Raw genomic sequence first — 22,913 nt, forward strand, 5'->3', positions numbered from 1 at the left:
GGTCACCCAGCCGCGCCCACGCCATCGACGGCATCAGCGGAGGAAACCGGTGCGATTCCGGTGCGGTCCCGCCACTGTCACCGGGGGCCGGCGCACGAGCGCCGGGCCTCGGGAGCCAGGAACTCCCGCCGTCCTCCACCGGCCCGGGGCGCGGACCCCGAGGAAGGCACGCCTGACGTGATCCTGCTGCTGTCGACCTCCGACACCGACCTGCTCAGCGCCCGCGCCGCGAACGCCGCCGGCGGTGCCGTCCCGTTCCGCTTCGCCAACCCCGCCCGGCTGGGGCCGGAGGACCTGCCCGGCCTCCTCGACGGCGCCGACCTGGTCGTCGTACGGCTCCTCGGCGGACGCCGCGCCTGGGAGGAGGGCCTGGACGCGCTGCTCGCTGGGCCCCGGCCGGTGGTCGTGCTCACCGGTGAACAGGCCCCGGACGCACAGCTGATGGAGCTGTCCACCGTGCCCGTCGGCATCGCGGCCGAGGCCCACGCGTACCTCGCGCACGGCGGCCCGGCCAACCTGGAGCAGCTGGCCCGCTTCCTGTCCGACACGGTGCTGCTCACCGGGCACGGCTTCGAACCCCCCGCCTCCGCCTCCTCCTGGGGCAGGCTGGAGCGCGCCGCGACCGTCACCGACGGCCCGCTGGTCGCCGTCCTCTACTACCGGGCCCACCACATGAGCGGCAACACCGCGTTCGTGGAGGTCCTGTGCACCGCGATCGAGCAGGCCGGCGCCCGGGCGCTCCCGCTGTACGTGGCCTCGTTGCGCGCGCCCGAACCCGAGCTGCTCGACGCCCTGCGCGGTGTGGACGCCGTCGTCACCACCGTGCTGGCGGCCGGCGGCACCCGCCCGGCCGACGCCTCGGCGGGCGGCGACGAGGAGGCCTGGGACGCGGGGGCGCTCGCCTCGCTGGACGTGCCGGTGCTGCAGGCGCTCTGCCTGACCTCCTCCCGTGGGACGTGGGAGGGCAGCGACGAGGGCCTGTCCCCGATGGACGCCGCGACGCAGGTCGCCGTCCCCGAGTTCGACGGCCGGCTGATCACCGTCCCGTTCTCCTTCAAGGAGGTCGACGAGGACGGCCTGCCCATCTACGCCGCCGACGCCGAGCGCGCCGCCCGCGTCGCGGGCATCGCCGTCCGCCACGCGCGGCTGCGGCACATCCCGGTCGCGGAGCGCCGTCTGGCGCTCGTGCTGTCCGCGTACCCGACCAAGCACTCCCGGATCGGCAACGCGGTGGGCCTCGACACCCCCGCCAGCGCGGTCGCGCTGCTGCGCCGGCTGCGCGCGGAGGGCTGGGACTTCGGGCCCGGGCACGAGATCCCGGGCCTGGTCTCCGGTGACGGCGACGAGCTGATCCGGGCCCTGATCGACGCGGGCGGCCACGACCAGGAGTGGCTGACCGAGGAGCAGCTGGCCGCCAACCCGGTGCGCATTCCGGCCGCCGACTACCGCCGCTGGTTCGCCGCGCTGCCGCAGGAGCTGCGGGACGCGGTGACGGAGCACTGGGGCCCGCCGCCCGGCTCGATGTTCGTCGACACCAGCGCCGATCCCGAGGGCGACATCGTGCTGGCCGCGCTGCGCCGCGGCAACCTGCTGATCCTCATCCAGCCGCCGCGCGGCTTCGGCGAGAACCCGATCGCCATCTACCACGACCCGGACCTGCCGCCCTCCCACCACTACCTCGCCGCGTACCGCTGGATCGCCACCGCGCAGGCCGACGGCGGCTTCGGCGCCGACGCGATGATCCACCTGGGCAAGCACGGCAACCTGGAGTGGCTGCCCGGCAAGAACGCGGCCCTGTCCGCCGCCTGCGGCCCCGACGCCGCCCTCGGCGACCTCCCGCTGATCTACCCGTTCCTCGTCAACGACCCCGGCGAGGGCACCCAGGCCAAGCGCCGCGCCCACGCCACCCTCGTCGACCACCTGGTCCCGCCGATGGCCCGCGCGGACTCCTACGGCGACATCGCGCGCCTGGAGCAACTGCTCGACGAGCACGCCGCGATCGCCTCCATGGACCCGGCCAAGCTGCCCGCCGTGCGCGCCCAGATCTGGACGCTGATCCAGGCCGCGAAGCTCGACCACGACCTGGGCCTGGAGGACCGGCCGCACGACGCGGAGTTCGACGACTTCCTGCTGCACGTCGACGGCTGGCTCTGCGAGATCAAGGACGCCCAGATCCGCGACGGCCTGCACGTGCTGGGCCAGGCCCCCACCGCCGCCGCGCGTGTCAACCTGGTGCTGGCGATCCTGCGTGCCCGGCAGATCTGGGGTGGCACCACCGCGCTGCCGGGGCTGCGCGAGGCCCTGGGCCTCGACGAGTCCGCGGCCACCCGCGTGACCGCGGACGCGGCCGAGGAGCAGGCCCGCGCGCTGGTGCAGGCCATGGAGGACGCGGACTGGGCGCCGGAAGCCGTCGCCGAGACCGCCAAGGGCCTGCCAGAGGACGTGGCCCGCGTGCTGGAGTTCGCCGCCCGGCAGGTCGTGCCGCGGCTGGCCCGTACGACGGACGAGACCGATGCCGTCGTGCACGCCCTGAACGGCGGTTTCGTGCCCGCCGGCCCGTCCGGCTCGCCGCTGCGCGGCCTGGTCAACGTGCTGCCGACCGGCCGCAACTTCTACTCCGTCGACCCCAAGGCCGTGCCCAGCAGGCTCGCCTGGGAGACCGGCCAGGCCCTCGCGGACTCCCTCCTCGCCCGCTACCGCGAGGACAACGGCGGCACCTGGCCGGAGTCGGTGGGCCTGTCGCTGTGGGGCACCAGCGCGATGCGCACCGCGGGCGACGACGTCGCCGAGGCGCTGGCGCTGCTCGGCGTGCGGCCGGTGTGGGACGACGCGTCCCGCCGGGTCACCGGCGTCGAGGCCGTTCCCGCGCAGGAGCTGGGCCGCCCGCGCGTCGACGTCACCCTGCGCATCAGCGGCTTCTTCCGGGACGCGTTCCCGCACGTCGTGGGCCTGCTGGACGACGCGGTACGGCTGGCCGCGGGCCTGGACGAGCCGGACGAGGTCAACTTCGTGCGCGCCCACACCCGCGCCGACCTCGCCGCGCACGGCGACGAACGGCGCGCCACCACCCGCATCTTCGGCTCCCGGCCGGGGACGTACGGGGCGGGTCTGCTGCAGCTGATCGACAGCCGCGACTGGCGCAGCGACGCCGACCTCGCCGAGGTCTACACGGTCTGGGGCGGCTACGCCTACGGGCGCGGCCTCGACGGGCGCCCGGCCCGCGAGGAGATGGAGACCGCCTACCGGCGGATCGCGGTGGCCGCGAAGAACACCGACACCCGCGAGCACGACATCGCCGACTCCGACGACTACTACCAGTACCACGGCGGCATGGTCGCCACCGTCCGCGCGCTGACCGGCCGTTCCCCCGAGGCGTACATCGGCGACTCCACCCGCCCGGAGACGGTGCGCACCCGCTCCCTGGCCGAGGAGACCTCCCGGGTCTTCCGCGCCCGGGTCGTCAACCCCCGCTGGATCGAGGCGATGCGGCGGCACGGCTACAAGGGCGCCTTCGAACTGGCCGCCACCGTCGACTACCTCTTCGGCTACGACGCCACGACCGGTGTCGTCGCCGACTGGATGTACGACAAGCTCGCCCGCACCTACGTCCTGGACCCGGAGAACCGCGCCTTCCTCCAGGAGGCCAACCCCTGGGCGCTGCACGGCATGGCGGAGCGGCTGCTGGAGGCGGAGTCGCGCGGCATGTGGGCCGAGCCGGACCCGGAGGTCGTCGAGCAGTTGCGGCAGGCCTTCCTGGAGACCGAGGGCGACCTGGAGGGCGGGGAGTAGGGCGCCGCGGGCGTCACCCGACGGTCGGCGCCGCCGAGGCCGGGGGCGGCGCGGCCGAGGGGTTGACGATGAGCGTCGGCTCGCCCGGGACGGGTGTCGGCGCCATCAGGTCCTTGGGGTCCGTGGTCGGACTGGCGGTGGTCTGCGCGACGATCGTCGGGAAGTCCACCAGCCCGGTCCGCTCCATGACGGTGATGTGGTCCAGCACGGTGTCGTTGGCCTGGTCGGCCAGCTGCCGTACGAGGCTGTTCATGGTCGTGGAGCGGACCTTGGCGATCGTGTTGAAGATCTGGCCGTGGGTCAGCCGCAGGATGTTGGCGAGCTTGCTGTCGAAGTCGCCCCCGGAGGCGGAGGACAGGGTGCCGAGGAAGCCCATCTGCTGCGGCGTGGGCTGGTTGGGCAGCGGTATGCCGAGCTGCGCGGCCACCGTGCGGTCGGCGCTGTCCAGTGCCGTGTGCCCGTCGATGAGGTGCCGCCCGGCGGTCTTGACCGCCTGGGTGGTGCCCTTCTGCTCCGCCATCTGCCCGGCGGGGAACTCCCACAGCCCGGCGAGCCGCACCTTGACGACGAATTCCCGGTCGAGGGGGGTCAGCGGCCCGTACGGGGTGGTCACCGCCTGCGCCTCGGGGGAGGACGCCGCGACGTTCGCCCCGGACATCGCCGGGTACACGAGCGCGGCGATCGTGCACACCAGCGCTCCGGCGACCAGGGCGGTCCCCGCCGTGAACCGGTTGGCCTTCATCGCGCCTCCTGGGTGGGTCGGGATCCGTACGCGCTTCCGGACGGTAGGGCCCGTCGCGGCGCGGTGGTACTCCTGCGCGATTTCCCTGAGCGCGGGCGGTGGTTGTTGGTACGGTGCAATCTTTCGCCTGTGCAACGGAAAGTGCCCGGGGCGGCGCGGGCATGTCTCCCCCCGGTCTTGGGCGGGGCGACGGCCCCCCGTAACGCGGACGTCGGCCGGGGGCGCGAGCCTGGGCGCATGGACGCCACCGCGCTGGCACGTTCCCTGCTGGAACCGGTACCGGCCCATCGGACCGCGGGGATCCAGGTGCTGCGGGCCGAGGACTGCGCCGCCGAGGTGGCGCTGGACACCCCGCACGGGCTGACCAACGTGATCGGCAGCCTGCACTCCAGCGGGCTGATCGCCCTGCTCGACGCGGCGGGTCTGGCCGCGGTGATCGCCGCGGTCGAGGGCCCGGGGGAGTTCGACGGCGTGGTGCCGCTCGGGGCCGCGGCGACGGTGGAGTTCCTCGCTCCGGCACGCGGCCGGCTGGTGGGCTCCTGCGCGCTGGACGAGTCCGCGCGGCACACGCTGCGGGGCGTGCTGTCCGGGGACGGCGACCGGGCACGGCTGGCGACGGTCGCGGAGATCAGGGACGCGACGGGCGCCGTGGTGTGCCGCGGAGGCTTCGACTGGAGCGTCCGCCGGGTCCGCCGCGCCTGACCGGGAAACGCCCGGCGAACATCCGACGGCGGGACGGGGAAGGCGCCGCCGGGGCCCCGGCGGCGCCGTACGGTGACCGCACTGCAGGAGAGATCACCGGGGAGCGGGGCGAGAGGTGGGCGACTGGCTGAGCGCCGACAACGTGGTGGCGGTGCTGACCGCGCTGCTCGGTCTGGTGGTCTCCGTCGGCGTGGTCTGGTACGAGCGCCGCGTCCCGCGCCGGCGGCGCATCGGCTACCGCGTCCAGATGGACACCCCCATCGGCAGCGACGACCCCGACGGCGGGGGCGGCGGCCGCAGCGTACGGCTCGGGCTCTTCAACGACCTCCCCGACATGTCGGACGCCACGCTGGTCCTGATCCGGGTCGAGAACGACGGCGGCGAGGCCGTCACCGACACCGACTACACCAACCGCGACCCGGACCGGGCGCTCACCGTCGTCTTCGCCGGCCGCACGGTACGCGGCGTGGCCGTCACCGAGGCCGATGCCGGGCCGCTGATGGACCACTTCGCCCCCGCGGGGGACACCGGCGGCGTACGGCACCAGGGCAACGTGATCCACCTGCCCCGGGTCCCCCTCAACCGGGGCCAGCACTTCAAGCTGCTCGTGCTGCTCACCGGCGGCCACGTCGGCGGCGGCGTCCGGGTCACCGGCGGCGTCCGCGACGGCGTGGTGGTCCCCAACAAGGCCATGCCGGTGGACGCCAAGCCGCCGCTGTTCAGCCGGGCCGCCCGGTGGATCACCATCCTGCTCACCCTCTGCGTGACCGTCCTGGCCGGCATCATCGTCGTCCGCGAGGACCCGCCGCCGCCCATCGGCTGCGCCGCCGGACGGCTCACCGTCACCGGCTCCACCGCCTTCGCCCCGGTCGTGGACGAACTCGCCCGCCGCTACGCCGGGGACTGCCCCGACGCGAGGATCACGGTCGACGCGCACGGCAGCAACGAGGGCGTCCGCGAACTCGCCGACACCCGGGCCTCCGGCGTCGTCGCCCTCTCCGACGGCCCCAAGCCGGACGGCGAGCCGCGCCTGGAGGAGAACCGCGTCGCCGTCTCCGCCTTCGCGCTGGTCGTCAACGACGACGTCCCGGTCCGGGACCTGACCGTCGAGCAGATACGGCGCATATACAGCGGGTCCGTCGTCAACTGGAGGCAACTGGGCGGCCCCGACCTGACCGTCCTCCTCGTCAGCCGCAACGCGGACTCCGGCACCCGCGACCTGTTCCGCCGCCACATCCTCGGCGGCCACGGCGAGCCCGCCTTCACCTCGCGCGACTGCCGCACCCGCAACTCCCCCGACGACAAGGCCATCCGCTGCGAGCTGGACAGCACGGAACAGGTCCTCAAGACCGTCGCCCGCCTCCCCGGCGCCATCGGCTACGGCGAACTGCGCGCCGCCACGGCCTCCCAGGGCCTGCACACCCTGAGCATCAACGGCCGCACCCCCACCCCGGCCGCCATAGGCGACAGCAGCTACCCCTTCACGGAGATCGAGTACGCCTACACCTACGACCGCCCCGCCACGGGCTCGCTCGCCGCGAGCTTCCTCACCTACATGATCCGCGGCGCCGGCCAGGACGTCGTCAAGTCCCACGGCCACCTCCCCTGCTACAGCCCCGAAGGCCTGGAACGCTGCCGCCGCTGACCCCCGCGCCCCCGCCCCCGTGCGCCCGCGCCGAGGACGGGGGCACGGGAGATGTACCGGTGTACGTCATGCGGGGTTCGCCGGGGCGTGGGGCGGGGTGGCGGGGGGCAGCGTTACGGTGGGAAAGGCGTACGCCCGTTCCCGCGGACCCGGAGGTGAGAGGCGGCATGACGACGCTCCCGCACCCCGCGGACCTGGATCTGCTCGCCGGGATGCAGGTCGACTACACCGACCAGGACGACCCCGTGCTGATCCGGCCGGACGGCAGCCCGGTCGAGACGTGGCGCGAGAACTACCCGTACGACTTCCGCATGGAGCGCAAGGAGTACGAGTGGCACAAGCGGCTCCAGCAGATAGAGCTGCTGAAGCTGCAGAGCTGGATCAAGGAGACCGGCCGGCGGCTGGTGATCGTCTTCGAGGGGCGCGACGCGGCCGGCAAGGGCGGGACGATCAAGCGGTTCACCGAGCACCTGAACCCGCGCGGGGCGCGGGTGGTGGCGCTGGAGAAGCCGACCGAGCGCGAGCGCGGGCAGTGGTACTTCCAGCGGTACGTGGAGCACCTGCCGACCGCGGGCGAGATCGTGCTCTTCGACCGGTCCTGGTACAACCGGGCCGGCGTGGAGCGGGTCATGGGCTTCTGCACGGAGGACGAGTACCAGCGGTTCATGCGGCAGGCGCCCGCCTTCGAGCGGATGCTCGTGGACGACGGCATCGACCTGGTGAAGTTCTGGTTCTCCGTGTCGCGCGACGAGCAGCGGACCCGCTTCACGATCCGCCAGGTCGACCCGGTGCGGCAGTGGAAGCTGAGCCCGATGGACCTGGCCTCCTTGGACCGGTGGGACGACTACACCGAGGCCAAGGTCACGATGTTCCGGGAGACCGACACCGAGCAGGCGCCCTGGACGGTGGTGAAGAGCAACGACAAGAAGCGGGCCCGTGTGGAGGCGATGCGCGCCGTGCTGGGCCGCTTCGACTACGGCGACAAGGACGAGGAGGTCGTGGGCGTGCCCGACCCGAGGATCGTCGGTGCCGCCGCGAACCTGCTCGAGGCCGGCGAGGCCTGAGCCTTCGCCCCCGGCGCGGGCGTGGTGGATGATCCGTCCATTCCCGGCCGGCGGCCCGCGCGCCGGGACCACCGTCCACATCCAGCCCTGGACCTGGGATGATCCCCTGCGCCCACCCACCCCCGCGCGCCCCCAGGAGCCCGCTTTGGCCGACACCCCCACCCCCGTGCCGCCGGTCACCGGGCCCGGTGCGGACGATGCGGACCGGGCCGTCCTGGCCGGAGCGGAGGCATGAGCGTGGCGGCCGGTGGCCCGGGGTGGGTGGACCTGTCCGTGCCCGTGGTGACCGGCATGCCGGTGTACCCCGGCGACCCCGAGGTCGAGGTCGTTCCCGCCCTGCGGGCCGCCGAGGACGGGGTGAACGTGCTGCGGCTGCACCTGGGCTCCCAGTCCGGCACGCACGTCGACGCCCCCTTCCACGTGGACGACGCCTGGCCCGCCCTGGACGAGCTGCCGCTGGACCGCTTCGCGGGACCGGCCGTCGCCGCCGACGTGCGCGGGCTCGCCCCGAGGGCGGCCGTCACGCCCGGGGCGCTGGCCCCCGCGCTGGCGGCGGCCCGCCCGGGCTCGGTGCTGCTGCTGGCCACCGGCTGGTCCGCCCACTGGGGCACCGGCCACTACGCGGCCCACCCCTGGCTCACCCCGGAGGCGGCGCGAGCGGTGGTGGACGCCGGGATCCGCACGGTGGCCGTCGACGCCCTCAGCGTCGACCCGACGCCCGATCCAGGCGACCCGGACCCGGACTACTCCCTCCCCGCCCACCGCGTGCTGTGCGGGGCGGGCGGGGTCATCGCGGAGAACCTCACCAACCTGGCCCCGGTCCTGGCCGCCCTGGCCGAGGGCCGCGCGGTCGACGTCGCCCTCTTCCCCCTCCGGCTCGCCGCCGCGGACGGCGCCCCGGTCCGCGCCGTCGCCCGCGTCCACGGCTGACCCGCGACGCGGGCGAGGCCGCCCCGGAAACCTCCGGGGCGGCCTCGCCCGTGTGCGTCGTGCCCGTGTGCGTCCGCCGGACGGCGTCACTTGGTGAAGTACAGGTACTTCCACGGGCCGTAGGTGGTGGCGTTCAGGCTGTCGCCCGAGCTGCCCTTGATGTACGAGGAGCGCATGCGGGCCCGGATCCCGGCCTCGCCCGGGGCCCCCAGCTGCACGCGGCACTTGCCGTCGGTCCCCAGCTGGAAGTACTCGGTGCCCGCGGAGTACCAGCGGCCCTGGTAGTAGACCTGCAGCTCGAACCGCTGCGAGCGGCCCGCGTGGTAGGTCATCGACGTCGTGAGCAGCGGGTCGGTGTTCTTGTGGAACCAGTAGTACGTGGTCGAGCCGATCTTGCCCGTCTTGTAGTGATGGGAGACGGACGTGGAGACCTTGACCTGCGTGCCGATCGAACGGGACACCGACTTCGGCGCGTAGGAGAAGTCGCCGCCGAACGACGCCCAGAACGTGGTGTTCCGGGTGACCTTGTACGTCACCTTGAAGTCGCCGGAGGAGTTGACCTTGCCGGTCTTGACCAGCTTCTTCGTGCCGTCCGACGCCTTGGCGTAGATCGACAGCACACGGCTCTTGCCGGTCTTGCCGAGGTGACCCGTGACGGTGGCGGTCGAACCGTAGGAGTAGGTCGAGTGGTTGGTCTTGATGCTGACCGAGGTGGCCGCCCGGGAGACCGCGACGCTGTCCTTGCCCAGGGCGGCGACGTGCGTGGCGTCGCCCGCGAAGTGCGCGGAGTAGGTGACGGTGCCGCCGGTGTACGGGGTGTCCGTGAAGCTGAACGTGCCGTTGGACGCCACCGTCTTGGTGCCGAGCGACTTGCCCTTCGGGGTGGTGAGGTCGGTCCGCGTCACCGTGACCTTGGTACCGGCCGGGAAGGGCGCGGAGGCCGTGAGCTTGCCGCTGACCGTGATCTTCGTGGTCCGCTTGGCGGTGGCGGGGGCGTTCACGGTGAGCGTGGTGGCGGCCCGGGTGACGTTGACGGTCCTCTTGGCGGTGGCGGCGGCGTGGGTGGCGTCGCCCGCGTAGCTGACCGTGTAGGTGTTGTTGCCCTGGACGGCGGGGGTGTCCTTGAGCTGGAAGACGTTGTACTCGCCGATCGTCGCGGTACCCAGCGGGGTGCCGGTCCCGCCGTGGCTGTCGGTGCGGGTGATGGTGACCGCGGTACCCGGCGCGTAGTCCTCGGTCGAGCCGAGGGAGCCGCTGATCGTGACCTCCGCGCCGGGCAGGGCCGTCGCCGGGGCGGACACGTTGAGGGTGGTCGAGGCCCGGGCGACGGTGACGGTGGCCGTCGCGCTGGCGGCGGCGTGGGTGGCGTCGCCCGCGTAGCTGACCGTGTAGGTGTTGTTGCCCTGTACGGCCGGGGTGTCCTTGATCTGGAAGGTGCCGTCTTCGGCGATGGCCGCGTTCCCGAGCGCGGTGCCGGTCGTGTCGGTCGGGTCGGTGCGGGTGACGGTGACCTCGGTGCCGGCCGCGAACGGCTCGGTGGAGCCGAGGATGCCGGTGACCGTGACCTCCGCGCCGGGCACCACCGTGGCGGGGGCGTTGACGGTGAGGGTGGTCGCGGCCTCGGCGACGTTGGCGGTGTCCCCGGCGGTCGCGACGGCGGTGGGGCCGTCGGCGGCGGCCGGCGTCGCCGTGACCCCGAGCAGGGACGCGGTGGCGAGCAGGACGGACAGAGCCGTCCCGCCCGCGAGGTGGCGGGTGCGCAAGCTGGTTCCCCCCAGGCAGGCGTGGGTGGCCGGAGGTCTTCCGGCGAGACGTGGGTGCGCCGCGGGGCGCGGACCCCGTGGCGGGCCCGGCGCGCCTTCGTCGGCGGCAAGAGGGAACGCTACGTCATGCCTCTGACAGCGGGCCACCGCATTGTCGGCCCGCGCCGATCCGTAACCGGCGCTTCGCCCGGCGGTGGGGATACCGTGGCCGATTCGATGCCCGGCTCCGTACAACCTCCTTGCCGGGAAGGCGTGTTCACCGGTCGGCGACCCGCACGGTGACGGTCCACTCCCGCAGTCCCAGGCAGGCCACCTGGTCCGGGGCGGTGGGTGTGGCGCACAGCGGCTGGGTGGCGGTGAGCCGCGCCGTGCCGGGGGCGGTGGCGCGGTAGGCGGCGATGGTGTCGCCGCGGGGGGCGCCGATGCCCGCGTTGGTGGGGGCGAGGGCGCCGCCCTCGCCGGTGACGGGGGACCACGGGCGGTCCGGCGTGCCGTCGAGGGTGACGCGGACGGTGCCGCCCGCGGTGACGCAGACGGTGCGGCCGGTGTCCGCGGCGGTGAGCGCGGCCCCGGCCGCGCAGGCCCCTCCCGAGCCCGCCCCGGAACCGTGGCTGCCGGTGGCGCCCGGGGCGCTGCTCCGGCCGCCGTCCGCGGGGCCGCCGGACTGCGTGCCGCAGCCGGTCAGCAGGAGTGCGGTCGCCGCGAGGACCGCGGCTGTCGTATGACGCATGGATGGCCTCCTTTCCTCTTTGACGTGTTCCAGGCGCAAAAGGGTCCCGGCCGCCTGCCGGCGGCCGGGACCCTTCCCGCGGGGGCGGTGTCGTCGACCACGAAGCCGGTCTGCAGGGAGGAGTCCTCGGTGCCGGTGAACTTCAGGGTCACGGTGGAGCCGGCGAAGGAGGACAGGTCGAAGGACTTCTGGGTGCACCCGGTGCCCTTGTCGAGGTTGGACCAGGTCGCCAGGGTGGTGGAGCCGGCGGTCAGGGTCAGCTTGTCGTAGGCGGTGGTGGTGGTCGTCTCGGCGGAGTCGACGTGCAGCCACAAGGTCAGCGTGGCACGGCAGCCGCTCGGCACGCTCACCGTCTGGGAGCGTGTCGGTGTGGGTGGAGCCGTAGCCGTCCAGCCAGGCCTTGTACGTGCCGCCGTGGGCGGCCTCACCGATGTCGCTGGTGATGACGCCGCTGGACGCCGTCCACGAGGTGCTGCCGGACTCGAAGCCCGGGTTGCCGAGCAGCTGGGCCGCGGTGCAGGTGCCGCCGCCCGCGGGGGAGACGGTCCAGCCGAAGGAGGCGGAGCCGGAGGCGCCGGTGCCGTCGGTGGCGGTCACCGTGGTCTGGCAGGTGCCCGCGGCCGTGGGGGTGCCGGAGATCAGGCCGGTCGAGGCGCTGATGCCGAGCCCCGTGGGGGCCAAAGGTCCGGGGCCGGATTTCCCCAGGGTTTTCCCTGTATGCCCGGCCCGCGCCGTCCGGTCCTTGACCTTGTCGCAGCGTCAAGGTCTCTACTGGGCTCATGCGCATCGGAGAACTCGCCGCCCTCGCCGGGGTCACCACCCGCACCGTGCGGCACTACCACCGCATCGGGCTGCTGCCCGAGCCCGCGCGCCGGGTCAACGGCTACCGCGACTACGGTCTGCGCGACGCCGTCGAGCTCACCCGCATCCGGCGCCTGACGGAGCTCGGCCTCGGCCTCGACGAGGTCAGGGACGTGCTCGCGGACGACGCGGGCAAGGAGCTGCACGAGGTGCTGGCGGAGCTCGACGCGGACCTCGCCCGGCAGGAGGAGGCCATCCGGTCGCGGCGGGTCCGCCTCGCCGAACTCCTCGCGCAGGCCGAGGCCGGCGGCGGACTGCCCGCGGAGGCACCGGTCTCCCCGGAACTGGCCGTGCTCTTCGCCGAGATGGCCCGGACCTCGGCGGAGCTGGCCGGGCCCGAGCCCGCGATGGCCGTGAAGGAGCGCGAGTTGCTCGCGCTGCTGGACACGGCGGCCACCCCCGAGGCCCGGGGCTGGCTCACCGGCCTGCTGCGCTCCATGGGCTCCGATCCGGGCGCGATGCGCCGCGCCTACGAGGTGTACGCGCGGATGGACGAACTGGCCGGGGCGGCCGTGGACGACCCCCGGGTCGCGGAGGTGGCCCGGGCGATCGCCGACTCCGTCCCGGACGAGGTCGCCGCCTCGATCGACGCCGCCGGTGAGGACGGCACGGTGGAGGGCGGTGCGGAGGGCGGCTTCGCCGCCGCGTTCTTCGACGACCACGCGCCCGCCCAGGCCGAGGCCGTACGGCAGGCGATCCGGCTGCTGCGCGAGCGGGCCCGGTGAGCCGCCGGGGGGCGTGGGCGCTGGGCACCCTGGTGGTGGCCGAGGCGGTGCTCGCCGCGTGCCTGGTGGCGGGCGTGCCGGTGCCGGAGCCGGTGCTCTGGGGCGCGGAACTGTGCATGACCGCCGTGCTGCTGTGGCGGTTGCCGAAGGTGGTGCGGGCGCACCGGGACGCCCGGCGGCGGGGCCTGTCGCGCCGCCGGGCCGCGTGGACCGCCGTGCGGGACACCGTCCCGGTGCCCGCGCGGCGCCTGATGCGCCATGAACTCGCCCTGTCCGTGAGCCTGGTGCGCTGGATCGCGCGCCGTCCGCACGGGGTGGGCGAGGGCGCCGTGGCCGTCCCGTACACCGGGGCGCAGACGGCGACGATGTACGGCTTCCTCTTCGTCTCCGTCGTCGAGACGGTGGTGCTCGCGCTGGTCATCCCCTGGCCAGCGGTGCACGCCGTCACCCTCGTCCTCGACGTCTGGGGCTGCTTCTTCGTCCTGGCCCTGCACGCGGCCTGCGTGGTGTGCCCGCACGTCGTGGGGGCGGACGGCTCGCTGCGGCTGCGGTACGGCGCTCTCGTCGACGTCCGTGTACCCGCCGGGCGCATCGCCGCGGCCCGTGTCGACCGGCGCTTCCCCGACGGACGGCTCGTCACGCTCGCCGGGGACGGCACCGTCGACCTGGTCGTCGGCGGCCAGACCACGGTGACCGTCGAACTGACCGAGCCCGTCACGTTCCTGCGCCCCCTCGGGGTGCCCGCGCAGGCCCGCGTCCTGCGCTTCCACGCCGACGACCCGCGCGCCGCCGTGGCGGCCCTGGGGGTGGGCGCGGTGCCGGGGGCTCGGGTAACGTTGCCGTCCCCAGTAGCGGACGTACCGAGGAGGTGAGACCCATTACCGCCATGTCAGGTTGGGTGCTCTCCCCCTGCGGCCCCGCGGTCCGGACGACCTAGGCCGTCGAGAGCGCCCCGCGGCGCCCCGAAAGGCCCCCATGTCCTACGCTTCACGCGCTCCTTCCGGCTCGTCTCCCGCCGGCTCCTCCTCTTCCGCCCTTCCGTCCCCCGCGTCGCTCGCGCCGGTCGTGTCCGTGCTCCGGGCGGCCGGCTGCGTGTTCGCCGAGGACGAGGCCCGGCTGCTCGTCTCCGCCGCCCGGACACCCGACGAGCTCGCCACCCTGGTGGAGCGCCGGGTGGCCGGGCTCCCGCTCGAACACGTGCTGGGCTGGGCCGAGTTCTGCGGCCTGCGGATCGCCGTCGGCCCGGGGGTCTTCGTCCCGCGCCGCCGTACGGAGTTCCTCGCCCGCGAGGCCGTCGCGCTCGGGCGCGCCCTGGGCCGGCCCGGCGCCGTCGTCGTCGACCTGTGCTGCGGCTCCGGCGCGGTGGGCGCCGTCCTGGCCGCCACGCTCGACCGGCCCGTGCTGCACGCGGTCGACATCGACCCGGCGGCGGTCGCCTGCGCCCGCCGCAACCTCGCCGCGGCGGACGGCCGCGTCCACGTCCACGAGGGCGACCTCTACACCCCCCTTCCCGCGGAGCTGCGCGGCCGCGTCGACGTCCTGGTCGCGAACGTGCCCTACGTCCCCAGCGAAGCCGTCGCCCTCCTCCCCCCGGAGGCCCGTGACCACGAGCCCCGCGTCGCCCTCGACGGCGGGGCCGACGGCCTCGACGTCCTCCGCCGGGTCGCGGCCGCGGCGCCCGCGTGGCTCGCGCCGGGCGGCCGCCTCCTCTTCGAGACCGGTGAGGAGCAGGCCCCGGACGCCGTCGCCGCGGTCGCCCAGGCCGGGCTGGAGGCGCGGGTGGCCGTGTCGGAGGAGCTGTACGCGACGGTCGTGATCGCCTCGGCCCCCGTGGTGTAGCCCACCGGGACCCGCGCCCGTCGGCCGGACCCCGTGCCCGCCCGAAATCCTCGCCGTGGGTGAAACCGCGGTTCCTCCGTGTGAATCAACGCCTTATTGGGTGACGCAGGCCACATGGCCTGCGTCACTCAATGGGCGATTTGTCTGGGTCTGCGTGTGACGTGGCCGATATGACGTGCGCCACTTTCGCGGCTCCTTAGTAGAAGCCGTCCCGGAATCCCCTTCCCACGCCTGAGCGGCGGGACTTTCGTCCCTGGTCCCACAACTAATCCCGTTAGTAATAGGGGTGCATTGACCCCGGGATTTAAGTCGGCCAACAATTCATGGCGTACCCCACGGAAGAGGAATTACTCGAATGCAGATCTCCGCTATGTCGAAGCTCAACCGCGTCGCCAAGGCCAAGAAGATCTCCCTCGGCTGCGCCGCTGCCGGCGTCGCCGTCGTCGCCGGTGGCGTGGCCATGGCCCCCACCGCCTCCGCCGCCCCCATGGCGCAGTCGGGCTCCGTCAACACGTGGATCAACGAGTCCCTGAAGGTGATGCGTGCCAACGGCATCCCGGGCACGTACAACGGGATCTACAAGAACCTGATGCGTGAGTCCTCCGGCAACCCGAGCGCCATCAACGGCTGGGACTCGAACGCGGCCAAGGGAATTCCCTCGAAGGGTCTGATGCAGGTGATCGACCCGACCTTCAAGGCCTACCACGTCCCCGGTACCTCGTGGAACATCTACGACCCGGTCGCCAACATCACCGCCGCCTGCAACTACGCGGCCCACGTCTACGGCACGATCGACAACGTCAACTCGGCGTACTGATCGCCCGCGCGCGACGCTTTCCGCGCGACGCTTTCCCTGGGGACGCCCCCGGCAGCAATGGCTGCCCGGGGGCTTCCCCCTTTTCGCGTTCCCGGATTCCACGCGCTTTTCCGGGCACGGTTCCGCCCCGGCTTTTCCTCCCCGGACCTGGACAGACGAACCGTGCTGGTCCACGCTGTCCGACCATGACCGTCGCCCCTGACCGCCCGGCCGAGGCCGAGGCCCTGCACGCCGCCGCCGAGGACATAGCCGCCCTGCTCCGCGGGTGCCAGGACACCTCGGTGCCGATCCCCGGTGCCGAGTGGACGGTCGGGGAGGCCGCGGCGCACCTGGTGCTCGCAGGCGAACTCATGGCCGCCCTGGCGGAGGGCCGTGAGCAGCCGTACGGCGACGGCACCCCCGGCAGCCTCGCCGCCGCGAACGCCGCGTCCCTCGACGCCTTCCCCGAACGCGACGGCGCGATCCTGGCCGACGGGATCGTGCGGCACGCCCGCGCGTTCACCGACGCGGCCGCGACCCGCGCGCCCGGCATGCCGGTGGTCACCCCGCTCGGCCCCATGGACCTGGCCACGCTCGGCTCGTACCTGCTCACCCACATGCTCGGCCACGGTTACGACATCGCGGTCGCCCTGCGCCGTCCCCACATGATCGACCGCGAGCGCGTCGCCCGCTGCATGCCCTTCCTCAAGGCGGCCATGCCCCGGGTCGTCGACGCGCGGGCGGCGGCCGGATTCTCCGCCTGCTACGCGCTGCGCGTCCCGGGGATCACACGCTTCGCCGTGACCTTCACCGACGGTGCGGCCGAGCTCGCGGACGAGCCGCCGCGCCGACCCGACTGCACCATCACCACCGAGCCGGTCACCTTCTTCCTGATCGCGCTCGGTCGCCGGGGCGCCACCGCCGCCATGGCCCGCGGCAAGATCGCCGCCTGGGGCCGCCGCCCCTGGCTAGCCCCCCGCTTCCCCACCCTCTTCACCGCTCCCTAGTTCCGGCCGGGTCCCGGTCCGGCCCCGGCCAGTCGCCGGGGAGGGTGTACGTCCAGCCCGGCTGCCAGACGAAGGGCGCCAGGACGCTCTCCGTTAGGGGGATCCCGCCCAGCAGGCAGGCCAGGGCCCAGCGGTTGGCGGAGTGGGCGATCAGCAGGACGCGCCGGCCGTCCCACCGCCGGGCCAGGTCGTGCAGGAGCGCGTCGGTGGCGGCGAGCACCTGCCGGTAGCTCTGACCGCCGCCGGGGAATGGCTCGTCGACGCGCCGCAGGCGCTGGGCCGCGACGAGCCGGACCGGGCGTCCGTTCAGCGCGCCGTAGTCGCACTCGCGCAGCCGGGGGTCCTGGTGGACCGGCGGCCGCCCGTCGGGGAAGGCGAGGGCCGCGGTCTCCACGGCACGGTGCAGGTCGGAGGTGTACACCGCCGCGATGTCCTGGCCGCGGCGGCGTTCGCCCAGCTCCCTCGCCTGCCGGCGGCCGCGCTCCGACAGCCGGCCGGGCAGCCGGCCGGTGGCGATGCCCGCCTCGTTGTCGGTGGTCGTGGCGTGCGTCTCGTAGATCAGCTCCACAGCCATCGGGGCCTCCCCGGGGTCGGGTGCGTCAGAGGGTGGCGGCAGCCCGGAAGGTGCGCCGGTAGGCCAGGGGGGAGACGCCGATGGCGGCGTGGAGGTGCTGCCGCAGGGACGTCGCGGTGGCGAAGCCCACCTCGCCGGCGATGCGGTCGACCGGGAGGTCGCTGGACTCCAGCAGGTGCCGGGCCCGGGCGACCCGCTGCTGGATGAGCCACTTGCCCGGGCTCGTGCCGACCTCGTCCCGGAAGCGCCGGGCGAAGGTCCGCAGGCTCATCCGCGCGTGGTCCGCGAGGTCGTTCAGGGTGAGCGGCAGGTCGAGGTGCTCCAGCGCCCACTGCCGCGTCGCCGCGGTGCCGGCGTCCGCGGTCTCCGGCACGGGCTGGTCGATGTACTGCGCCTGGCCGCCGTCCCGCCAGGGCGGCACCACGCAACAGCGGGCCACGAAGTTGGCCACCGCGCTGCCGTGGTCCTCGCGCACCAGGTGCAGGCAGACGTCCACGCCGGACGCGGCCCCGGCGGAGGTGAGGACGTCGCCGTCGTCGACGAAGAGCACGTCCGCGTCGAGCGCCACACCGGGGAACATCCGCCGGAAGCGTTCGGCCAGCGCCCAGTGGGTGGTGGCGGGGCGGCCGTCGAGGAGACCCGCGGCGGCGAGCGCGAAGGCCGCCGTGCAGATGGAGACGATGCGGGTGCCCGGCCGGATCGTGCCGAGCGCGGCCGCGACCGGGGCGGGGAGCTCGGCGGTGATCCGCGACTGGTCGTACGGCGGGATCACGACGGTGTCGGCGGTGGCCAGCACCTCGGGGCCGTTCTCGACGGCGACCGAGAAGTCGGAGTCCGTGCGCACGGGGCGCCCGTCGACGGTGCAGGTCAGCACCTCGTAGCGGCCCCCGGCGGAGCCGAAGACGCGGTTGGGGATGCCCAGCTCGAAGGGGTAGACGCCGTCAAGGGCGAGGACGACCACACGATGCATGGCACGATCTTATCGGAGGATGGCAATCAGGCCATTTCCCCGCGCCCGCGCGGTCGGCAGGCTGGGGTCCATGACCGAAACACCCCGCACCATGCGCGCGATCACCCAGGACGTCCTCGGCGGACCCGAGGTACTGCGGGAGGCGGAGCTGGAGCGCCCCACCCCCGGCGTCGGGCAGTTGCTCGTCCGCGTCCACGCCGCCGGGCTCAACCCGACCGACACCAAGCACCGGCAGACCGGGCTCTTCCTCGGCGGCCCGCCGCCCGTCCTCGGCTGGGACGTCTCCGGCGTCGTCGAGGAGACCGGGCTGGGAGTGGCCCTCTTCCAGCCCGGCGACGAGGTCTTCGGCATGCTCCCCTACCCGCACGGTGTGGGCTCCCACGCCGAGTACGTCACCGGGCCCGCCCGCGCCTTCGCCCGGAAGCCGTCCGGCATGAGCCACGTGGAGGCCGCCGCGGTCCCGCTGGTCGCGCTCACCGCCTGGCAGGCCCTCGTCGACGTCGCCGCCGTCCGCCCCGGGCAGCGCGTGCTCGTCCACGCCGCCGCGGGAGGCGTCGGCCACGTCGCCGTACAGATCGCCAAGTCCCGCGGCGCGTACGTCATCGGCACCGCGAGCGCCGCCAAGCACGACTTCCTGCGCGGCCTCGGCGCCGACGAACTGATCGACTACCGCACGGCCGACTACGCCGAGGCCGTCCGCGACGTGGACGTCGTCCTCGACCCCCTCGGCGGTGCCGAGTCCCTCCGCTCCCTGCGCACCCTGCGCGAGGGCGGGCTGCTCGTCACCATCCTCCCGATCGGCCTGCCCGAACTCCTCGCGGCGGCCGGCCGCCTGGGCGTGCGCGCCACCGGCATGATCGTCGAGGCCGACCACGCCGGCATGACCGCGATCGCCCGCCTGGTCGAGGAGGGTGCCCTGCGCGTCACGGTCGCCGACACCTTCCCCCTGTCCGAGGCCGCGAAGGCCCACGCCGCCCTGGAGACGGGACGTACGACCGGGAAGCTGGTCCTCACGGTGCGCTGACGTTCCTGGGCCCGCGAGCCGTACGGGCACCGGGGCAGGGCTCGAACCTGCGTCCACCCGGTCCCGAGCCGGGCGCTCCACCGCTGAGCTTCCCGGTGCCCGTACGGCCCCCGACGAGGGCAGGGCTCGAACCTGCGTCCAACCGGTTAAGAGCCGGCCGCTCCACCGCTGAGCTTCCCCGTCGGTGCCCCGATCCTGGCCGCCACGGCGGCCGGGCGTCAATGCAATTGGGCGTCGAGGTCCGCCGCCGCCGGGCGGAGCGGACGTCCGGAGAAGAAGCCCGCCGACCGCAGCACGCCGGCCAGTACCGGGTCGCCGACCTCTACCCCGTGCACGAGCTCCGGCGTGGGCCGGAAGGGCACCGGGGCGGCCGCCGGCCGCGGTTGCGTCCAGCCGCCCGCGACGGGATCGACGCCGTGCCGCCGGCACACCTCCTCCACCAGCGACCGCGGGCACACCGCCTCGCCGCGCAGCACCTGCCAGGGCAGCGGCAGTTCGGCCCACACGCCGGTGTCCGGGTGCAGTCCCCCACCGGTCTGCCGATGCCAGGCGGCCACGTCGGCGGCGACCAGGAGCAGGACCTTGCCGGGGCAGAACCGGTCGGCGACCTCCTCGGCGGCCATGGCCCGCAGGAGCGAGAACCAGTGGGCCCGGGCCTTGGTCCAGGCCCGGGCGGTCTGGTTCCAGGTGGTCGAGTCGTCGCCGCGGCGCACGACCATCGTCGTCCGGTCCAGGGGCTGCCGCCGCCATGCGGCCTCGAGCAGCTCGGCCACGTCCAGCAGGAAGCGGTACCAGATCCCGAGCAGCCGTCCCCGCTGCCCGTCGCCGAGGTGGCCGAGCACCTCTGCGGTGGGGTGGACGTGCGCGACGGCGTACCAGTTGGTGCGGTGCGGCCGTCGGCGCAGCTCCTCGAACAGGGCGTCCGCCACCTCGTCGTACGGGGGCTGCTGGCCCGAGACCGTGAACTCGCTGCGCAGGTTGGCGCGGGCGGTGAGGTAGGCCACGAAGGCCGCGGTCGGGGTGTCGGCCGCGAACTCCTCGTAGGCCAGCCGGGAGGCGAGTCCGCTCCTGCCGACCAGCGTCACCTCCCGCTTGCGCTGCTCGACCAGGATGCGCGCCAGCTTGGCCTCCATACGGCGCAGCAGCCGGAACCGCTTGTTGTACAGCCGCTTCGACATCTCCCCGAGCCCCGCGTCCGCGCGCCCGGCCCGGTCGAGGCGGTCGGTGAGGAAGTCGTTCGCCCCGAACCGCTTGGCGATCCGTTCGCCGGCCGCCCGGATCGCCGTCTCCACCTGCGCCGGATCGTCCCCGGACGCCCCGGCCGGCTCCGGCAGCCCCGGGAACAGCTCCGCGGCACGGGCCAGCTGGCGCTGGGCCCCGACGGGCCGGGCGAAGTCCTCCAGCATCGAGGTGTAGCCGTGCCACAACGTGTTCAGCGAGCCGCTCGCCGCCTTCTCCAGCGCACGCCGGGTACGGTGAGCGGGCCGTCGGCCGTCGCCGTCGAGCAGCCGGAGGGCGAGATGGGCGATGTCCTCGGGGCGCTTGCGCCGGTCGAGGGACGCGTACAACTCCCGCAGGACCGAGGTGTTCTGGGACATGTGCCCAGGCTGGCGCACGCGGCGGGGAGGGCACCACCGGTTAATGCCGACGATCGTCAACTTTCGGTTGACGATGAACCATCGTCAACCTATCGTTGACGCATGACGCAGCAGATCCGGCTCGACGATCTGATCGCAGCCATCAAGAAGACCCACCCCGACGCCCTCGACCAGCTCTCGGACGCCGTCATCGCCGCCGAGCACCTGGGGGAGGTCGCCGACCACCTCATCGGGCACTTCGTCGACCAGGCCCGGCGGTCCGGCGCCTCCTGGACCGACATCGGCACGAGCATGGGCGTGACCAAGCAGGCCGCCCAGAAGCGCTTCGTCCCCAAGGACCTCGGCTTCCCCGACCTGGACCCCTCGCAGGGCTTCTCGCGCTTCACCCCGCGCGCCCGCAAGGTCGTCATGGCCGCCCACACCGAGGCCAAGACCGCCCACAACCCCGAGGTCCGCCCCGAGCACCTCGCCCTCGGGCTGCTGAGCGAGCCCCAGGCCCTCGCCGCACTCGCCATGGCGGCCCAGGGCGTCACCCCCGACGCCGCCCGCACCACCCTCACCGCGGCCCTCCCCCCGGCCGTGGACGAGGTCCCCGAGCTCGTCCCGTACGACCTCGCCTCCCGCAAGGTCCTCGAACTCACCTTCCGCGAGGCCCTCCGCCTGGGCCACAACTACATCGGCACCGAGCACCTCCTGCTCGCCCTCCTCGAACTCGAGGCGGGCGACGGCCCGCTGACCTCCCTCGGCCTCGACAAGGCCACCACCGAGCGCCACGTCGCCGCGGCACTGGCCGAGATCGTGGGCGGCACGCAGCAGGAGGGGTGAGCGGTGTCCCGGGTGGGGCGTGGTTCCATGAGGGGCCATCACGGTCCCACCCGGGAGGAACGGAACCCTGAACACCACGATCGCGGAGGCGCTGTCCGTCGCGCTGCTGCTCCTCGTGCTCGTCGGGGCGGTGATCCGGCCGTTCGGTCTTCCGGAGGCGGTGATCGCCGTCCCGGCCGCGGCGGTGGCCGTGGGGAGCGGGGCGATCCCGCTGGAGCACGCGCGGGAGGAGGCGGCGCGGCTGGGGCCGGTGATCGGGTTCCTGGCGGCGGTGCTGGTGCTGGCGAGGCTCTGCGACGAGGAGGGGCTGTTCCGGGCCGGCGGGGCGTGGATGGCCCGGGTGGCCGCGGGGCGGCCGCGGCGGTTGCTCGGGGCGGTGTTCGCGCTGGCGTCGGCGGTGACGGCGGCGCTGAGCCTGGACGCCACCGTGGTGCTGCTGACCCCGGTGGTGTTCGCGACCGCCGCCCGGCTGGGGGTACGGCCGAAGCCGCACGTGTACGCGTGCACCCACCTGTCCAACACCGCCTCGCTGCTGCTGCCGGTCTCGAACCTGACGAACCTGCTGGCGTTCGCGGCCAGCGGGCTGAGCTTCACCCGCTTCGCCGGGCTGATGGTGCTGCCGTGGCTGGTGGCGATCGCCGTGGAGTACGGCGTCTTCCGCCGCTGGTTCCGCGCCGACCTGGCGGCCGCCGTCGCGGTCCCGGACGGCGCCGAGGTGCCTCCGTTGCCGGTGTTCGCGCTGGTCACGGTGGTCTGCACACTGGCGGGGTTCGTGATCACCCCGGCGCTCGGCATCGATCCGGCGTGGGCGGCCGCGGCCGGTGCGCTGGTGCTGGCCGTACGGGCGGTGGCGCGGCGGCGGATGACGGTGCGCGCCGTGGCGGGGGCGGTCGGGGTGCCGTTCCTGGCGTTCGTGCTGGCGCTGGGCGTGGTGGTGCGGGCGGTGGTCGACAACGGGCTCGCCGGCGCGCTGGGCCGGATCGTGCCCGGGGGCACCGGGCTGGCGGCCCTGCTCGGCGTCGCGGCGCTGGCCGCCGTCCTGGCCAACGTGATCAACAACCTGCCCGCCGTGCTGGTCCTGCTGCCGCTGACCGCGCCCGCCGGGCCCGGCGCGGTCCTCGCCGTCCTGCTCGGGGTGAACATCGGCCCCAACCTGACCTATGCGGGATCCCTGGCGACCCTGCTGTGGCGGCGTATCGTGCACCAGCACGAACACGACGTGGACCTGAAGGAGTTCACCGTCCTCGGCCTGCTCACCGTGCCTGCGGCGCTGGGCCTTGCGGTGGTGGCACTGTGGGGTTCGCTGCACGTCCTCGGAGGCTGATGTCC

Annotated in this window: 19 protein-coding genes, 2 tRNA genes, 1 pseudogene and 1 riboswitch; of the genes and pseudogenes, 13 read left to right on the forward strand and 9 right to left on the reverse strand. The window is 74.0% G+C overall.

All coding sequences use genetic code 11. The annotated features are described in order from the left end of the window. Window positions 1-39 precede the first annotated feature (39 nt). A riboswitch (cobalamin riboswitch) is annotated at window positions 40-125 on the forward strand. Window positions 126-177: 52 nt separating this feature from the next. Further along, window positions 178-3,789, forward strand: a complete 3,612-nt coding sequence (gene cobN / locus PV410_RS04545) for a cobaltochelatase subunit CobN (RefSeq protein WP_500322468.1) — start codon at window positions 178-180, stop codon at window positions 3,787-3,789. Window positions 3,790-3,802: 13 nt separating this feature from the next. Here the strand turns inward: cobN and PV410_RS04550 are convergent, their stop codons facing one another. Beyond that, window positions 3,803-4,531, reverse strand: a complete 729-nt coding sequence (locus PV410_RS04550) for a DUF4142 domain-containing protein (RefSeq protein ID WP_500322469.1) — start codon at window positions 4,529-4,531, stop codon at window positions 3,803-3,805. Between the two features lie 237 nt (window positions 4,532-4,768). Here PV410_RS04550 and PV410_RS04555 point away from each other — a divergent pair, with 237 nt between their 5' ends. The 4 genes from PV410_RS04555 (at window position 4,769) to PV410_RS04570 (ending at window position 8,872) form a co-directional block, all read left to right on the forward strand. Further along, window positions 4,769-5,233, forward strand: coding sequence for a DUF4442 domain-containing protein (locus tag PV410_RS04555; RefSeq protein ID WP_500322471.1), 465 nt, complete (start codon window positions 4,769-4,771; stop codon window positions 5,231-5,233). Between the two features lie 115 nt (window positions 5,234-5,348). Continuing rightward, window positions 5,349-6,878, forward strand: coding sequence for a PstS family phosphate ABC transporter substrate-binding protein (locus tag PV410_RS04560; RefSeq protein WP_500322473.1), 1,530 nt, complete (start codon window positions 5,349-5,351; stop codon window positions 6,876-6,878). 167 nt (window positions 6,879-7,045) lie between these two features. After that, on the forward strand, window positions 7,046-7,942 hold the full coding sequence (ppk2, locus tag PV410_RS04565) for a polyphosphate kinase 2 (RefSeq protein WP_500322474.1): 897 nt from the start codon (window positions 7,046-7,048) through the stop codon (window positions 7,940-7,942). 231 nt (window positions 7,943-8,173) lie between these two features. Further along, the gene (locus tag PV410_RS04570; RefSeq protein ID WP_500322476.1) at window positions 8,174-8,872 is read left to right on the forward strand and encodes a cyclase family protein; all 699 of its coding nucleotides are present in this window, start codon (window positions 8,174-8,176) and stop codon (window positions 8,870-8,872) included. An 86-nt stretch (window positions 8,873-8,958) separates the two neighbouring features. On the opposite strand, the gene PV410_RS04575 is transcribed toward PV410_RS04570, so the two are convergent. The 3 genes and pseudogenes from PV410_RS04575 to PV410_RS04585 all read right to left on the reverse strand — a co-directional run. Beyond that, the gene (locus PV410_RS04575) at window positions 8,959-10,635 is read right to left on the reverse strand and encodes an Ig-like domain repeat protein (protein ID WP_500322477.1); all 1,677 of its coding nucleotides are present in this window, start codon (window positions 10,633-10,635) and stop codon (window positions 8,959-8,961) included. Between the two features lie 256 nt (window positions 10,636-10,891). After that, window positions 10,892-11,365 carry a hypothetical protein gene (locus PV410_RS04580; RefSeq protein WP_500322479.1) on the reverse strand — a complete coding sequence of 158 codons (474 nt, stop codon included), beginning with the start codon at window positions 11,363-11,365 and terminating at the stop codon, window positions 10,892-10,894. After that, window positions 11,317-12,040 (reverse strand): annotated as a pseudogene (locus PV410_RS04585) (Ig domain-containing protein); the annotation flags it as partial. The pseudogene PV410_RS04585 and the gene PV410_RS04580, both read right to left, overlap by 49 nt. A 104-nt stretch (window positions 12,041-12,144) precedes the next feature. On the opposite strand from PV410_RS04585, the gene PV410_RS04590 reads away from it, so the two are divergent. The 5 genes from PV410_RS04590 (at window position 12,145) to PV410_RS04610 (ending at window position 16,593) form a co-directional block, all read left to right on the forward strand. After that, the gene (locus PV410_RS04590; protein WP_500322480.1) at window positions 12,145-12,951 is read left to right on the forward strand and encodes a MerR family transcriptional regulator; all 807 of its coding nucleotides are present in this window, start codon (window positions 12,145-12,147) and stop codon (window positions 12,949-12,951) included. Further along, on the forward strand, window positions 12,948-13,823 hold the full coding sequence (locus tag PV410_RS04595; protein WP_500322482.1) for a hypothetical protein: 876 nt from the start codon (window positions 12,948-12,950) through the stop codon (window positions 13,821-13,823). The genes PV410_RS04590 and PV410_RS04595 overlap by 4 nt, the downstream gene beginning before the upstream one ends. Window positions 13,824-13,926: 103 nt before the next feature. Continuing rightward, entirely contained in the window at window positions 13,927-14,790 is an 864-nt protein-coding gene (locus PV410_RS04600) for a putative protein N(5)-glutamine methyltransferase (protein ID WP_500322483.1), read from the forward strand. A 355-nt stretch (window positions 14,791-15,145) separates the two neighbouring features. Then, window positions 15,146-15,607 (forward strand): transglycosylase SLT domain-containing protein, encoded by a 462-nt coding sequence (locus PV410_RS04605; protein WP_499512750.1) that lies wholly within the window; start codon window positions 15,146-15,148, stop codon window positions 15,605-15,607. 185 nt (window positions 15,608-15,792) lie between these two features. Continuing rightward, on the forward strand, window positions 15,793-16,593 hold the full coding sequence (locus PV410_RS04610; protein WP_500322485.1) for a maleylpyruvate isomerase family mycothiol-dependent enzyme: 801 nt from the start codon (window positions 15,793-15,795) through the stop codon (window positions 16,591-16,593). Here PV410_RS04610 and PV410_RS04615 read toward each other — a convergent pair. Together PV410_RS04615 and PV410_RS04620 are read right to left on the reverse strand one after the other, a co-directional pair. Then, complete coding sequence (locus PV410_RS04615) at window positions 16,580-17,167, reverse strand: histidine phosphatase family protein (RefSeq protein WP_500322486.1); 588 nt, start codon at window positions 17,165-17,167, stop codon at window positions 16,580-16,582. The two genes, PV410_RS04610 and PV410_RS04615, sit on opposite strands and share 14 nt — an antisense overlap. Before the next feature lie 25 nt (window positions 17,168-17,192). Next, window positions 17,193-18,137 carry a GlxA family transcriptional regulator gene (locus tag PV410_RS04620; RefSeq protein WP_500322487.1) on the reverse strand — a complete coding sequence of 315 codons (945 nt, stop codon included), beginning with the start codon at window positions 18,135-18,137 and terminating at the stop codon, window positions 17,193-17,195. 70 nt (window positions 18,138-18,207) lie between these two features. On the opposite strand from PV410_RS04620, the gene PV410_RS04625 reads away from it, so the two are divergent. After that, complete coding sequence (locus PV410_RS04625) at window positions 18,208-19,161, forward strand: NADP-dependent oxidoreductase (RefSeq protein WP_500322488.1); 954 nt, start codon at window positions 18,208-18,210, stop codon at window positions 19,159-19,161. 25 nt (window positions 19,162-19,186) lie between these two features. Here the strand turns inward: PV410_RS04625 and PV410_RS04630 are convergent. The 3 genes from PV410_RS04630 to PV410_RS04640 form a co-directional block, all read right to left on the reverse strand. After that, window positions 19,187-19,260 (reverse strand) — tRNA-Pro (locus PV410_RS04630). A gap of 12 nt (window positions 19,261-19,272) precedes the next feature. Then, a tRNA-Lys gene (locus PV410_RS04635) sits at window positions 19,273-19,344 on the reverse strand. Between the two features lie 35 nt (window positions 19,345-19,379). Further along, entirely contained in the window at window positions 19,380-20,759 is a 1,380-nt protein-coding gene (locus PV410_RS04640) for a hypothetical protein (protein WP_500322490.1), read from the reverse strand. A 102-nt stretch (window positions 20,760-20,861) separates the two neighbouring features. Between PV410_RS04640 and PV410_RS04645 the strand changes: the two genes are divergently transcribed. Next, a complete protein-coding gene (locus PV410_RS04645) occupies window positions 20,862-21,584 on the forward strand; it encodes a Clp protease N-terminal domain-containing protein (protein WP_500322491.1) in 723 nt (240 codons plus the stop codon). A 67-nt stretch (window positions 21,585-21,651) separates the two neighbouring features. Continuing rightward, the gene (locus PV410_RS04650) at window positions 21,652-22,908 is read left to right on the forward strand and encodes an SLC13 family permease (protein WP_500322758.1); all 1,257 of its coding nucleotides are present in this window, start codon (window positions 21,652-21,654) and stop codon (window positions 22,906-22,908) included. The last annotated feature ends 5 nt before the right edge of the window (window positions 22,909-22,913 follow it).

Origin of the sequence: Streptomyces sp. PA03-5A, assembly GCF_033792725.1 — a bacterium.
Taxonomy (GTDB): Bacteria; Actinomycetota; Actinomycetes; order Streptomycetales; family Streptomycetaceae; genus Actinacidiphila.